At 39.8% G+C, this 13,353-nt stretch carries 15 protein-coding genes; 2 read left to right on the top strand and 13 right to left on the bottom strand.

Features of this window, described 5'->3' with window-relative positions; translation table 11 throughout:
- Nucleotides 1–74: 74 nt before the first annotated feature.
- The 9 genes from H9659_RS00005 to H9659_RS00045 all read right to left on the bottom strand — a co-directional run bounded on the left by H9659_RS00005 (nucleotide 75) and on the right by H9659_RS00045 (nucleotide 5,417).
- Nucleotides 75–440, bottom strand: coding sequence for a hypothetical protein (locus H9659_RS00005; RefSeq protein WP_191687881.1), 366 nt, complete (start codon nucleotides 438–440; stop codon nucleotides 75–77).
- Between the two features lie 120 nt (nucleotides 441–560).
- Nucleotides 561–1,433, bottom strand: a complete 873-nt coding sequence (locus H9659_RS00010) for a hypothetical protein (protein WP_191687882.1) — start codon at nucleotides 1,431–1,433, stop codon at nucleotides 561–563.
- 25 nt (nucleotides 1,434–1,458) lie between these two features.
- Nucleotides 1,459–2,010 (bottom strand): nucleotidyltransferase family protein, encoded by a 552-nt coding sequence (locus H9659_RS00015; protein WP_191687883.1) that lies wholly within the window; start codon nucleotides 2,008–2,010, stop codon nucleotides 1,459–1,461.
- Nucleotides 2,011–2,038: 28 nt separating this feature from the next.
- Nucleotides 2,039–2,467, bottom strand: a complete 429-nt coding sequence (locus H9659_RS00020; RefSeq protein ID WP_191687884.1) for a hypothetical protein — start codon at nucleotides 2,465–2,467, stop codon at nucleotides 2,039–2,041.
- Nucleotides 2,468–2,660: 193 nt separating this feature from the next.
- Complete coding sequence (locus H9659_RS00025; RefSeq protein WP_191687885.1) at nucleotides 2,661–2,960, bottom strand: YesK family protein; 300 nt, start codon at nucleotides 2,958–2,960, stop codon at nucleotides 2,661–2,663.
- Nucleotides 2,961–3,075: 115 nt separating this feature from the next.
- A complete protein-coding gene (locus tag H9659_RS00030; protein ID WP_191687886.1) occupies nucleotides 3,076–3,429 on the bottom strand; it encodes a DUF6176 family protein in 354 nt (117 codons plus the stop codon).
- 47 nt (nucleotides 3,430–3,476) lie between these two features.
- Nucleotides 3,477–3,896, bottom strand: coding sequence for a DUF4181 domain-containing protein (locus H9659_RS00035; RefSeq protein WP_191687887.1), 420 nt, complete (start codon nucleotides 3,894–3,896; stop codon nucleotides 3,477–3,479).
- A gap of 84 nt (nucleotides 3,897–3,980) precedes the next feature.
- Complete coding sequence (locus tag H9659_RS00040; RefSeq protein ID WP_191687888.1) at nucleotides 3,981–4,250, bottom strand: hypothetical protein; 270 nt, start codon at nucleotides 4,248–4,250, stop codon at nucleotides 3,981–3,983.
- A 600-nt stretch (nucleotides 4,251–4,850) separates the two neighbouring features.
- On the bottom strand, nucleotides 4,851–5,417 hold the full coding sequence (locus H9659_RS00045) for a histidine phosphatase family protein (RefSeq protein WP_191687889.1): 567 nt from the start codon (nucleotides 5,415–5,417) through the stop codon (nucleotides 4,851–4,853).
- A 231-nt stretch (nucleotides 5,418–5,648) separates the two neighbouring features.
- Between H9659_RS00045 and H9659_RS00050 the strand changes: the two genes are divergently transcribed.
- Nucleotides 5,649–6,065: an RDD family protein gene (locus H9659_RS00050; protein WP_191687890.1), complete on the top strand. Its 417-nt coding sequence runs from the start codon at nucleotides 5,649–5,651 to the stop codon at nucleotides 6,063–6,065.
- Between the two features lie 144 nt (nucleotides 6,066–6,209).
- Here the strand turns inward: H9659_RS00050 and H9659_RS00055 are convergent, their stop codons facing one another.
- Nucleotides 6,210–6,647, bottom strand: coding sequence for a VOC family protein (locus H9659_RS00055; protein WP_191687891.1), 438 nt, complete (start codon nucleotides 6,645–6,647; stop codon nucleotides 6,210–6,212).
- Between the two features lie 290 nt (nucleotides 6,648–6,937).
- Between H9659_RS00055 and H9659_RS00060 the strand changes: the two genes are divergently transcribed.
- Entirely contained in the window at nucleotides 6,938–9,034 is a 2,097-nt protein-coding gene (locus tag H9659_RS00060; RefSeq protein WP_318240664.1) for a methyl-accepting chemotaxis protein, read from the top strand.
- A 303-nt stretch (nucleotides 9,035–9,337) separates the two neighbouring features.
- Here H9659_RS00060 and glmS read toward each other — a convergent pair whose 3' ends face one another.
- The 3 genes from glmS to H9659_RS00075 all read right to left on the bottom strand — a co-directional run bounded on the left by glmS (nucleotide 9,338) and on the right by H9659_RS00075 (nucleotide 13,271).
- On the bottom strand, nucleotides 9,338–11,131 hold the full coding sequence (gene glmS, locus H9659_RS00065) for a glutamine--fructose-6-phosphate transaminase (isomerizing) (RefSeq protein WP_191687892.1): 1,794 nt from the start codon (nucleotides 11,129–11,131) through the stop codon (nucleotides 9,338–9,340).
- A gap of 471 nt (nucleotides 11,132–11,602) precedes the next feature.
- Complete coding sequence (locus tag H9659_RS00070) at nucleotides 11,603–12,787, bottom strand: NAD(P)/FAD-dependent oxidoreductase (protein WP_191687893.1); 1,185 nt, start codon at nucleotides 12,785–12,787, stop codon at nucleotides 11,603–11,605.
- A gap of 34 nt (nucleotides 12,788–12,821) precedes the next feature.
- Nucleotides 12,822–13,271, bottom strand: a complete 450-nt coding sequence (locus H9659_RS00075; RefSeq protein WP_191687894.1) for a DUF1641 domain-containing protein — start codon at nucleotides 13,269–13,271, stop codon at nucleotides 12,822–12,824.
- Nucleotides 13,272–13,353 lie beyond the last annotated feature (82 nt).

Below are 13,353 nucleotides of genomic sequence, written 5' to 3' on the forward strand. Positions count from 1 at the left end.
ATGTAGATTCTCCTCATCTCTTTGGTTGTATTCTACAAGACCCTATCTTTATTGTCTAAGTAAGTGTAGCCTATTCAGTTCGCGTAGTGAATGATTTCTTCGACGGTTACATCCGTAATCGTTACATACGTCGATATGTCTTCAAACTCATCACTGATTTTTGAGTCTTCCTTCCAATTTTTAATGGTGAATGAGCGGCGGATAGATCCTTTTGAGAACCGAAAAGATTTAGTTTGACAACGAGGTCGGTATGAATACAGAAACGTGGAATCGATTTGGGAATCTGTTTTCAATAGCTCAGAAACCACATATTTCAAGAGGCATGGATTGTGTGAAAAAAATCTAAAAGGAATGACCATTCTTCTTTTTTCGCCTACTTGAAAATAAGCGGGTTGTCCTGCAGCAAAATCTACTCCGAAATATTTTTTCAATCTATCCAATAATTTTCCACCTTCTAAAAATTTCTTAGGTATGATATCCGTTGTTCGTCTCGTCTTAATTTGTTGTTAGTTGATAGTGCATATTTCACCATTAGCAAGCGCAATCAGCATTGTTAAAACTCAACCGAGATAAGAATAAAAGCGCTCATCAACTGAATACACCAAAGAATTTTTTACATGCTGGGAATAAGGACATGTCGTATCGGCTTCTTTTTCAATAAATCGGATACCATGCTTCACTGCATCTTTCAATTGAAATTGAAGAAGTTTATCTAACTCCGTAATATTCTTCATATCACGGACCCCTATCCATCCGAGTTCCCAGCTTTCATCATTCACCTTATACAAGAAGCTATAAGCGAGAACGATGAAACCTTGAACGATGACATAACTATTCTTCTCCAGCATCCCTTCCATAATCGCCAACTCCCAAGAAGTACGTGAAAGATCCGCAACCGGGTTTGCTCGATGAGTGTCGGTGTAAATTTTTTTTGTTAACTCTATAAGTGACGATAGAATCTTGGGATCTCCTTTAATCTCATGAACCGTTCGTTTGTTTGGTAAGAAGTCTATTTCCATAAGCGATTTCAAAGGATAGATATGTAGTATTTCAGTTTCTCTTATAAGTGAGAATTCATGTTTTTGAAGCACTTTGATAAGCAAACTGTATCGATTATCCAATAAGAAAAATATCGGTTTTGAGTATTCTTGCTTTAGGAACATAACAAACTGCATTAGAACATCTTCCTTCATTAGATTGAAATTATACGCAAATCGAACATACGTACAATTTGGATGCCATGTAGAATTATAAGTAATCGCTAGTACTTTTAACATAGCTCCAACACGGGCACCAAAAGTCTTTGAATTGCCGCGTTTAGCATGTAGTATTTCTTGCTTTAAGTCGAAATGATTCGAATACACTTCCCCAATAAAATCTTCAACTATCTTAGTATCTGGATAATCTTTTACAATTTTTACTGTAGCGATCACGCGTACCCTCTCCCTATCCACAACTTCACCTTTCTACAAATACATGACTCCATAACTCATCCCACTTTTTCTGACTTACTCTCTCAAGATACACAGAATGGAGATCACTGGTTTTGTCATAATGAGGTGTTGGTCTTACAGACTTGCTGAACAAATCCTGTAACCCGTATGGTGCCATGACTTCTAACTCATTGTTCGTAATCCGGATCGCAACTGCTGTCGCTGTTTCAGGGAAGTTTGCGACACCGTCAAAAGATGACTGATAGGGAGTTGAACCGTTTTTCTCATGCATCCTCGCTTGGTTCTTTACAGACCAGGGCTCACTTGGTATGAATACTTGTAATTGTGATTCCAATCTTTTCTCTCTCGCTTTGCTTGTATTTGCTTCGTCAAAGTAAATCACATCAATATCATTCATTGGCGTTGAAATACTATCCAGCTCATCCCAGATCTTGTTTCGGAGACAACCTGCGCAGATCCAGGAATCAGGTAGATGTAATTCCTCCACCGCTTTTAATAAAGAAATGAATCGAACATCATTCATGACGATTTCCTTAAGTTTTTGTTCATAATCCATGAATGGCCCCCACGATCTTAAAACTTGTTCAACTTTTGGTCCGTTTAATATGACCTACCCACATGTAAATCAATCTTGAAACGATCATTAGTGCGCCGACAATTACCGCAACTGCAAATCCAAACATTCCTTGTGCGGCCACCCAGCCTACCGTGAAGGTCATGAAAAAGAGAAAATAGGCAGCGCCAGTGAGTATAAGGATAAGAGCAACATGAAAGGGTTTGACTCGTTGGTAACTAATCACTAAAAGCCCTACAAGCACTAAGATGCCTACACCCCAATAAACATGAAATAATCCCCAACGAATCTCTATACGAGACTGGCCTTCATCCCCCATAACTTCAGTAACAGGAAGCGACAACTCATAGAACGTGATCCAAGCGGTGATAATTCCAAATGCTAGCAAACTAAAATAAATCGACCAGCTGATTCTCACGAAGTTCCTATCACTTTCCATGAAATACCTCCTCAAAGTTAACAATCCTCCTGATGGACCTTCCAGCTTGGAGAGCGTGATAATCTACTCGTAGACATAACTTAATTCGAGATTAATCTGTGTAAACCGCATATTTCATTTATGAAAATAAAAGTACCGAGGTAATGATGGAGCCTATAGGTAATACTACAAAACTTCGTCTAACTTATAGGCTCTATGCATTGGAACCCCCATTTTCTACAGGTTTAAATAAGAAAACGAATAATCCCGCAACCGCAATTACAACAAAACCGATTCCAATTATGCCAAAGCCCATTCCTTCAAATCCTCCAATGAGCAGAATACTGGCTACTATAATAGCAACACCAGCAAGTCCAGTAATCCCTGGGGCCATATAACGCTTGTCACTTCTTTTAGTAAAGATATAGATCATTGAAAATAGAAAATATCCCAACAGCAAACCTATCGCTACCGGTACAAAAATCATTCGAATCACTCCTTCGTTATAACTCATTTATGGACATCATTCTCTTTGATGCAGGCAATTGTTTTTCCACTACGCTCTCGGCAATCTAGGCGGATAGATGATGCTCCACGGTCTTAAATTCCTACACTATGTTGCTTATGAATCACTTCATCTTTTCCAAAATTGTATCCTGGATCATGACGACATTTGTCTTCAATATACTTTCTGGGTAGTCACGATCGATACACTCGTTCCAATACTCCAAATGCTTCGTGTCGATGAAACCATCAGAGAAAACAACCTCTTCGGCGCGGATGCCTTGATAGGAGGCCCAGTATAAATAGAGAACTCCTTCTATCGTTTCTTCAAAAATGGACTCTACATACATTTTTTCGTCGGGCAGCGTTTTCTTCACCTCTTCAAGATGGGTTTGCAAGAATTCCATCCACTCCCTTGCTTTCTCCTCTTTACCTGGGATTACTCGAAAACGTTCTAATTCTACGTGAAGTGTATTCATATATTATTCTCCATTTCTTTTTTTGTCTTTGAATGATTAGTCACTCATTATGCAATCAGTCCATATGAATGTGCAGTAATGATCGAGAGAATGAAACCTGAGAGAACCAACATGATGATAAGAGTCACAATGTATTGATTTCTTCTTGGTGCGTACTTTTTTTCCATATAGGCTGTAAACGACTCGAGTACCACTGTAGTAAATAGCTGATATAAAAGGAAGTACGTAAACCAAGTTGACATGGCTGTCTTACTTGAAAGGAAGAAATAGGTCACGACCACTAATCCCGATGTTAAAACACCTTTTAGAATCCATTCAATTTTCAGGTGTTTCTTATTAACGTATTGATTGGACCAAAACTTTTTCTTTTCTGTTTTCAGCATTTTTCTTGCGATGAATTCCGTCAAATACAAAACGAAGTAAAATCCCAATAGTAATAGAATTAACTTTAAATAGAAATGATCCATACTCACCTCTCCTACCCCGGAATGCCACATCCGATCACTTTAAACACCATTCCAATTCTTCTTTTGATATCTATCAAGCTTTTTCTACCCCACGAAACGACCGCTTTTTTTCTGGACGAATAGGAGAACGAACCAACAAACAAAAGCAATACTTGCAAGAGACACTATCATTATGTAAGGAGAAAAAGTTACACCGAATACAGCTTGACTTTGAAGATTATCTATTTGCTTCCAAGCTGTTTCAATATCCGGTCGATAGATAAGCGTTTGGATAAAGCCTAATAGCAGCGTTCCAAACATATAAATGACATGGATTAAAAGAGAAGCCGCGATTGCTTGAACGATAATTTTCACATACTCACCTCCTGGAATTGTAAGATTTTAAACAGGTCCTCGAACTTCACCTTTGAAGTATTCATTTCCGACTGCTAAGTCATTTAGTTACCTATGCTAGAAAACCCATCATGAGAGTTGAGATAATGATTAATGAACAGAATGCTATCATCCCGTAGTAAAATATCTCTTTAAAGACTTTATCTTTATTAAAATTTGCAACATTAATCGAGAATACCGTTTCCATCAAACTATAAATGATGATTGTCGAGCACAAGATGAATCTAAATGCACTAGGTTCCTTTAGTAAGAAATATGTAAATACATATCCAGATATACTATAGATGCATAGTCTCACCACAATGACCGCTGCGGGATTAATGCGGACTTTAAAATCGCTTAGAAAGTGATCCACTAATACAGAAATAGTTAATATGCTTAAATTAATGAGTGTAATCAAAAATAAGTAGATATAAAACGAAATAGCCATGAATTGTAAATCGATCAGACCTATTGCTTCCTCCGAAAACTTAAACGGAAACAGGATAGCAGAAGCAATTGTACTTACAAGGATATTGACCATCCCAATGGTGAACTTTTGCTTAATAGATAATCTCACCATTAGATCTCAGTCCATAGCCGATTTACTTCTAACAACTTCTTATTCTCAAAAGTCAGCTTATAAGCATCAGGCATCCCAAGGGTGTTCCAAAAACGGAAGTCATAATGTTCATCAAAATAATTCATAATCAGTGCCATGATATTGCCATGAGTTCCGACTACAATGTATTTACCTTCATACAGGTCGAGTACATTTAGTGTTGCCTCTACTCCTCGTTGTTGCGCAATTAGATTGGACTCTCCACCATTCCAAGAAAAGGCGGGATTTTCCCAAACCGCCCTAATGGCAACATCGAAGTCCTCGACCGGTTGACCTGACAGTGTCCTTTCCTTGAATCCATCGACAATCACAACATCCAAATCGAAAAACTCTGCAATTCCTTCAACTGTTTGTATTGCCCTTTTATAAGGACTCGAAATGACAACATCGATGGATTCCTTCTGTAATAGTTCGCTCATCTGGACTGCATCAGAAAACCCTTTACTAGATAGGGGTCTTCCTAATTCATCCGAAGTATAAGTAGAATGAGCATGTCGTACAAGAACAAGTGTAGTTTGCAAAACCATTCTCTCCTTTGAATCAGTTACTCGAACTTTTCAATCTAATTCCTATTCAAATCGGCAGAATCCTCCTATTAATTTCATTCAACATAGTAGTCTCTACTGAAAGTTATGGTATAATTCTAACAAATTGAAGCTATCCACCAAAATTCTCCTAATTTTATTCTATCAGAGTATTTCGATAGCACAATCAATATTGGTTATTTTTAGAATATATCGCACAAAGGACTGAATAAGATGATTTATACAAATCGGGCTGGATTAGGAGTCAGAGCGGTAGCAAATTTTCTGGATTTTGTACTACTCGCAACACTCTTTGCGACAATTTTTTACTTCGTCACGGGCTCATTTTCTTTTAACTTTGCAAATGGATTTGCATGGCAGACCTTCTATACACTTTATTTGATCATTCTTCCTATTATTTGGAGTGGATATGTCATTGGAAAACGCATATGTCACATTCAAGTGAAACGGGTGGATGATGGAAATGTCACGTTTTTCAATATGTTCATGAGAGAAATCGTCGGTAACGTTTTGCTAGGTACGCTCACATTTGGTGTTTCCATCCTTATAAGCGCAGGAATGATCGTGTTCCGGGAGGACAAACGAGGAATACACGATTTTGTCGGCGGTACTTATGTTAGGAGGAATTAAAAGGTGGATTTCGAAAACAAAATAATGACATACAAAAAAGAACTTCCTGGCATATCCTCAGGAAGTTCTTTTGGTTATCGATATAATTAAATGATTGCTTTACCTGTTCTGCATCCTTTCACAACAGTTTCACCTCCTGTCTTACTAAATCATTAGCATATTATTCTCATCGAATTCCCAGTCAGCTCCATATGCAACTTCCCAATAGTAGCCATCCGGATCAATAAAATACCCTCCGTACCCTCCCCATGAAAGGGTTTGTGGAGGTTTAACAACTTGTGCTCCGACATTCTTCACCTTCTTAAATATGGCTTCGACTTCCTCTACAGATTTTCCATTATAAGCAAGTGTAAAACCTGGAAATCCTCCTGATGAAATTGCAGGTGGATTCTCCTCATTTATATCTTTTGCTAGTTTTTCCAGTGGAAACAACTCGAGTTTAGATCCTTCATTTTTAAAGAAAACAATGACCGGTTGTTCTTCATCACCAGTTACAGAAGCTTCAAAACCAATATTCTTATAGAATTCCAATGACTTTCGAATGTCCCTGACACCTAATGCGATAAGATTGATACGATTCATTTGTCATCCAGCTCCTCTATGAATAGTTCTTTTTAACAACAATTCGCTAAAAACTTATCAAACTCCTTTTGATTGACTGTAATAGTTGTTTTTCTATCTCTGAGAGTTTTCACTTTCCAACGTTTCTCAGTAACAAATTACCCAAGAATAGAATTATAAAATGTATAAGAAAAGGCAAAAAACTATATAACATGACTAAAGTTACTAATAATCTATATATATAAGTCTTTATATCCACAAATACTTCTGTTATACTTTGTTGATTAGACATTATTAGGAGGTATTCACTGTTGAAAAAGAAAAGTATCGCCTGGAAACTTTCCGGGCTGATAATAGGAGTTTTTATTGTTCTATTTTTGGCTTATACACTTATTACAAGTTTTATATTGCACGATAAGAGTATGACAGACGGAGAAAAATTGGCTGTTGAAAACACACAACTTAATGCCACGGTTTTAAGTGAACGATTCAACAAAACAAATGAGATGTTGCATACGACAAAGCATGTAGTCGAAACTCTTCAAGCTCAGGGTAATTTAACAACTGAACAAATGACAGGCATTATAGAAAATAACTTGAAGAAAAATTCCGATGCCACGGGTATGGCTGCTATCGTGGAGAGCGGATATATCCCAATGGAAAAGTCTGATAACACTCTTGTGGATTCTGCGAAACGTTTCATCCCCTATTTGTATAAGGATGGATCTGATATTGTTGTAGAACCTTTAAGCGGCTATGATGAGGAAGGAAACGGAGACTGGTACTTAGTTCCTAAAAACGAGAAACGAGCAGTTCTAACAGAGCCGTATACGTACAGCGCAGGAGGACAATCCATTTTAATGACCACCATTGCGGTTCCTTTAATGACGAATTCCGGTGAGTTTTTCGGAGTGTTGACAGCAGACATCTCAATTGATTTTTTAAATGAGCTTGTGACGTCAATTAGCCCCGATGGAGGGTATGCTTCCGTCATTACGGATGCCGGGAACCTTACTGCCAATAGTTTAAAAGAAGAAATGAATGGATCAAACATGAGTGATTCGATCGACTGGAACTCCATGAAAGCAACTCTCAACAAAAGCGAAGTTGGAACCTTATACGTGGAATCCGAAAGTCTTGGCGAGCAAGCATTCAATACATTCGCCCCGGTTATGATGGACAATATCGATGAAGTCTGGTCAGTACAAACAGTCTTACCAAAATCCAAAATATTGGTTACTTTCAATGCAATCCTGTGGATCACCATCATTGCTGCAATTGTTATGGTGGCCATTATGTCCTTGCTCACAGCTGGATTCATATTTAAACAGTTGAAACCGCTCAAGTACTTACAACGATCTATTGAAATTGCTGCTTCCGGGGACATCACCCATCATATCGATGAAAAGTATATTAAAAATGATGAGATTGGTGCTGTTTCCAGTGCATATAATAACATGCTGCACCAAACAAATGATGCTATGAATGCTGTCCGTGCTTCTTCTGTAGAATTAAGTGACTCAGCGACACATGTCCACCAAGCTTTCGAGGAGGTCGTTGCTTCCAGTGAAGAAGTATCATTAGCGACAAACGAAATCGCTCAAGGCGCATCTAAGCAATCCGAAGATACCGAAGAGACAAGCACTAGCATGATCCTCCTTGCTGAACAAATCAATATTCTGTCTCAATTAGCGGAGAGCATGGATCATTTGTCTCTACAAACTGTTCACTCTACAAATAAAGGGATGACAGAAGTTAAGAACCTAAAAGAACATAATCATTCCGCGAATGAGATGAATCTTAAAGTTCAGCAGCAAATGAACACCTTATCCAACAAAATCGATGCCATTAACCAAGTAATCACATCAATCCAAGATATTACTGCGCAAACGAACTTGCTCGCATTGAATGCAAGTATTGAAGCAGCACGTGCAGGTGAGCATGGAAAAGGTTTTGCCGTGGTTGCAGAGGAAGTCCGAAAGCTAGCTGCGCAATCGATTATAGAAACAGAAAAGATACAAAACACTGTCCAGGAAATCATTGAGGAATCGAAACAGACGGCTAGCGCAGTTCAATCCAATATGCAATTGATGGATGGTCAGAACCATTCCGTTATGAGCACAGAATCCAGTTTTCTGGAAAACGCACAGTTCACAGATCAGATGAGCCAATCCATTAAAGAGCTTACTTCAGAACTATCAGAAATGCTCACTCATAAAGATCAAGTACTCCTTTCAATTCAAAGCGTTTCCGCTGTATCTGAAGAAACTGCTGCTTCCGCTGAGCAAGTAAGTGCATCATCCGTATCGCAGCAACACGAGTTAGAACAGGTTGCGGATTCCACATCACGCATGAAAAATATAGCCAACGAACTACAAAGTGTGGTTGAACGATTTAAATTAAACTAAAACGAAACCGATTATTCCTTTTAGTATCAAGGGATAATCGGTTTTAATTTTCTGCAATTAATACTATCCCTCTTATTTCGTCCATTGCTAAAATAAGACTCCTTAACTTGTAATTTTCATTAAGCTCGTCCCCCAAAAACGTTCATCGAATAATTCAACATCTCGTGGTTGCTTCCTCCTCTTTCTAAACTTCAAAATATCTCTTTTAATCGTACTTCTGAAAATCCAAAACAGACAAAAACCTCTTTAGACAATTCTATCCAAAGAGGTTAATTTTAGCAATTCTATTAAATTCAAATTATCTTACTCTACTGTAACACTCTTCGCCAAATTTCTTGGTTTATCCACGTCACAGCCTCGTTGCAACGATGCATAATAGCTCAACAACTGAAGCGGAATAACTGTTACAAGCGGCGTTAACAGTTCATGGACGTGAGGCAATACGAGTCGATCATCCGGTTCGTTATCGCCTTCCATTGATATGATACAGGCGTGCGCGCCACGTGCCGTGACTTCTTTAACATTGCCTCTCAGATTCGGGCTGACACTTGGTTGGGTCGCGAGCGCGATAACAGGTGTACCTTCTTCAATCAGAGCAATCGTACCATGTTTGAGTTCTCCTCCTGCAAAACCTTCTGCTTGGATATAGGAAATCTCTTTCAGTTTTAAAGCGCCTTCTAAGCTCACGTAATAATCGAGATTACGGCCGATGAAAAAGGCATTACGCTTGTCGGTTAATAGCTCTATAGCGATTTTTTCAACCTCTTCTTTAGCATCCGTCAACGTTTGGATCGCATTCGCTGCAATTGCTAACTCTTTTTTCAAGTCTAGCTTCCGCAAACCTTCGCCTAATGAATAAGCAGTGACTGCAAGCACTGCGAGTTGAGCAGTATACGCTTTAGTCGATGCAACAGCGATTTCTGGTCCTGCATGCAATAATAACGTATGGTCCGCTTCACGGGACAGCGTAGATCCTGGCACATTGGTCATTGTGATTGTTGGATATCCAAGTGCTTTCACTTTTACAAGCACTTGTCGGCTATCTGCCGTTTCGCCAGATTGTGTAATAAACAAGAACAATGGTTTTTTCGAAAGAAGGGGCATATTATAGCCGAACTCACTGGAAATATGGACTTCAACCGGTAAACCAGCTAGTTTCTCAAAATATTCTTTTCCTATTAAGCCCGCATGGTAGCTTGTTCCTGCCGCAATAATATAAAGACGGTCAGCATGTTGAAATGCTTGCTTAATAGCGGGGTCGATATCCAACATACCTTCGTCAGTGCTGTAAGCATCGATAATCTTACGCATCACACCTGGCTGCTCATCAATTTCTTTCAACATATAATGAGGGTACGTCCCTTTTTCAATATCACTCATATCGAGCTCAGCTTTATAAGGTGCCCGCTCGATTTTGTCACCATCAAGTGTTTCGATAATAATGCCATCTTTACCAAGCAAAACAACTTCGCCATCATGCAGTTCAATGAATTGATCGGTTACTTGAAGCATCGCCATAGCGTCAGATGCGACAACATTGCACTCATCGCTTACTCCAACTAGTAATGGACTCCGGTTTTTCGCAACAAAGATCGTATCTGGATCTTGTTCATCCAGCATTGCAATCGCGTAAGAACCATGCAATAAGGATAACGCTTTACGGAACGATTCATCTGTTGTCATTCCTGAGTTAGCAAAGTGCTCAATCAGTTGGACAATGACCTCCGTATCCGTTTCTGAAGCGAACTGGACATCTTGCAAGTATTCACGTGTCAGTTTTTCATAGTTTTCAATGACACCATTATGGACAAGTGTAAAACGTCCAGATGCACTCTTATGTGGATGTGAGTTTTTTTGATCAGGTACACCATGTGTCGCCCAGCGCGTATGGCCGATCCCGACGTGTGCATCGATTTCTTCGGGTACTGCGTTTCTTAAATCTGCAATACGTCCTTTTTCCTTGAACATTTGGACGCCAACTGATGTCTGGAATGCAATACCTGCAGAGTCATATCCTCTGTATTCAAGCTTCTCCAGCCCTTTCAGTAAGATCTCTTCTGCTTGGTTCTTTCCGTTATATCCTACAATTCCGCACATAATTGTTCCTCCGCATCAGGCAGTCCGGATGCAGAACTGATTAGGTCGGTCAGTCAGTTCTTGCCCGGACTGGCCATAAAATTTGTATGATACCTGCTAAATTCCTCTTGTATCACCGAGTTACCTCAGTGTTTTAGGAATTGCATGTGATCGGGTATCTGCGATCAGGAGGCATCCGCCGAATGTTCGATGAACCTCCACCTCGTCTGCCGAGAATCTGTGCGATTTCCTCGGCGCTGGCGCTTTAATTGGTTTCCAATACTTTACGTGCTTACAACTCTCCTTTTTTGCACGGACTAAATTGCCGTCATTGTTAACTATAGCGAATGTACTTTTCCTCTGTCAAATGACGAATCGTTCTGAATATAGAAAAATAGATTCTCACGATGTCGTAAGTCTGCAAAATACATAAGAAAAAGCTGCCGCAGAATTCAGTTTGCACTGAGTTTCTGGACAGCTCCATCGTTCTAATTAGTATGCGAGACCGAATAGTCCCTTGATGTGAGTCAAGTAGCGGATATTACTTGCTTCTTTCATCAATGAAGCAGGCATTCCCTTAAGGGATGTATTGTTTCCGCCTACAGAGGCAACTGCGTCTTTACGGCCAAGGCTAGCAAGTGTACCGGAATTCACTGGATTGAACACTTCCATTGACTTGCCTGTAAGCATTGCGTACACATTGTATCCAACAAGTTCACCCATCTGCCAAGCGTTTTGTGCAGTTGGTGCGTATGGACGTGCTCCCTCTTCTGCAGGGAACGCGACCGCGCTATCTCCTACAACAAATACATCGGGATGAGATTTGGATTGAAGGAATTCATTTACTGTGGCACGGCCACGATCGACTTCAATACCAGATTCTCCAACGAGCGGATTTCCTGTAACGCCACCTGTCCAAACGAATGTGTTCGCTTTGATAATACGGCCGTCTTTCAGTGAAATCTCATTGCCTTCAACATTTGTGACAGGAAGTCCGATCAAGAACTCGACGCCGCGCTTTGCAAGACTTTCAGTTGCACGCTCGATCAAATGATCAGGCAGTACTGGAAGGATTTTCGGACCTGCTTCAACTAACATGATCTTCAAGTCAGCAGGATTCACACCGTGCTCCCGTGCAACTTTCGGCATGTTGTCCACGATTTCACCAACAAGCTCAACGCCTGTCAAACCGCCGCCACCGATCAGGATTGTTGCGTCTGCTTCGTCATGGGAAATCGCATACGCTTTAATGCGATCGACAATGTGCTTGTAGATTGCTTTTGCTTCACTAGCGGATTTAAGGACCATACTATGTTCTTCAAGCCCAGGAATTCCGAAGTATGCTGTCTTACTGCCAAGTCCCACTACAAGTGCGTCATAAGTAAGCGTTTCTCCACCAGCCAAATTCACTTTTTTCGTGTTCACGTCAAAGTTTTCAACTGTTGCAATTTTCAAGTCCACCCTTTTACCAGCAAGAAGTTTCTCAAGAGAAAGTGCAACCGCGCCTTCGCTCGTTGTGCCTCCTGCTAAACGGTGAAGCTCAGTAATAATTTGGTGAGTCGGTGTTTGGTTGACAAGTGTGATAGTTGCATCACTTTCTGACAGGAAGTTACGAGCATTTAGCGCTGTCAAAAGACCGCCATAACCTGCTCCTAAAATAACGATGTGTTTGGTCATTGTCTAGTCCCCTTCTACTAATAGTTATTTCAAATTATTTTGTATGGTTTTTTTGTCCTGCAATTTCCAGATAAGCGTTTAAGAAACGGAAGATACGTTGTGCTTCAGGGTCTTTGATCATCTTCATAAGTCCGAACAAGCCGATTGTTTCTGTATTTTTCGCTGCAAGATCTTTTGCTTCGATGACAGTCGCTGCCATACTTTTTGCAGAGTCTTTTACAGGGCCCGCAATTTCTTTTATGAATTCAGATGTATCATTCAACAATACTTCGTCTGTCGCAACTGCTTTTGCAACATCATACGATTTTGTCATTAAGTCAACAAGCTCGGTTAACTGTGGAAGTTTTTCAACAAGAGCCGTTAAGGATTCTTGAACTTCCGGTTTTAGCAACTGGTCCAGAATGTCTTGTTTTTGGTCGGAAGGTAGTTGTGTGCCTTCTGTAGCAACATTTGCTGCTTCTTCAGGATTGAGCGGCGTAGTCATATGCAAATCCCCTTTTTTAGTTTAATGTATTTTGTTCTGAAACTAGGTAAACTATGTGAGCTGAAGACTTCGTAATTTTTTT

The sequence above is a fragment of the Sporosarcina gallistercoris genome, from assembly GCF_014836415.1.
Classification (GTDB): domain Bacteria; phylum Bacillota; class Bacilli; order Bacillales_A; family Planococcaceae; genus Sporosarcina; species Sporosarcina gallistercoris.

Coding starts and splice junctions, on each gene's coding strand:
- H9659_RS00055 (WP_191687891.1), bottom strand. CDS start 6,647: ATGAATCGTATCAATCTTATCGCATTAGGTGTCAGGGACATTCGAAAG.
- H9659_RS00050 (WP_191687890.1), top strand. CDS start 5,649: ATGATTTATACAAATCGGGCTGGATTAGGAGTCAGAGCGGTAGCAAAT.
- glmS (WP_191687892.1), bottom strand. CDS start 11,131: ATGTGCGGAATTGTAGGATATAACGGAAAGAACCAAGCAGAAGAGATC.
- H9659_RS00045 (WP_191687889.1), bottom strand. CDS start 5,417: ATGGTTTTGCAAACTACACTTGTTCTTGTACGACATGCTCATTCTACT.
- H9659_RS00015 (WP_191687883.1), bottom strand. CDS start 2,010: ATGGATTATGAACAAAAACTTAAGGAAATCGTCATGAATGATGTTCGA.
- H9659_RS00070 (WP_191687893.1), bottom strand. CDS start 12,787: ATGACCAAACACATCGTTATTTTAGGAGCAGGTTATGGCGGTCTTTTG.
- H9659_RS00030 (WP_191687886.1), bottom strand. CDS start 3,429: ATGAATACACTTCACGTAGAATTAGAACGTTTTCGAGTAATCCCAGGT.
- H9659_RS00025 (WP_191687885.1), bottom strand. CDS start 2,960: ATGAGTTATAACGAAGGAGTGATTCGAATGATTTTTGTACCGGTAGCG.
- H9659_RS00075 (WP_191687894.1), bottom strand. CDS start 13,271: ATGACTACGCCGCTCAATCCTGAAGAAGCAGCAAATGTTGCTACAGAA.
- H9659_RS00020 (WP_191687884.1), bottom strand. CDS start 2,467: ATGGAAAGTGATAGGAACTTCGTGAGAATCAGCTGGTCGATTTATTTT.
- H9659_RS00035 (WP_191687887.1), bottom strand. CDS start 3,896: ATGGATCATTTCTATTTAAAGTTAATTCTATTACTATTGGGATTTTAC.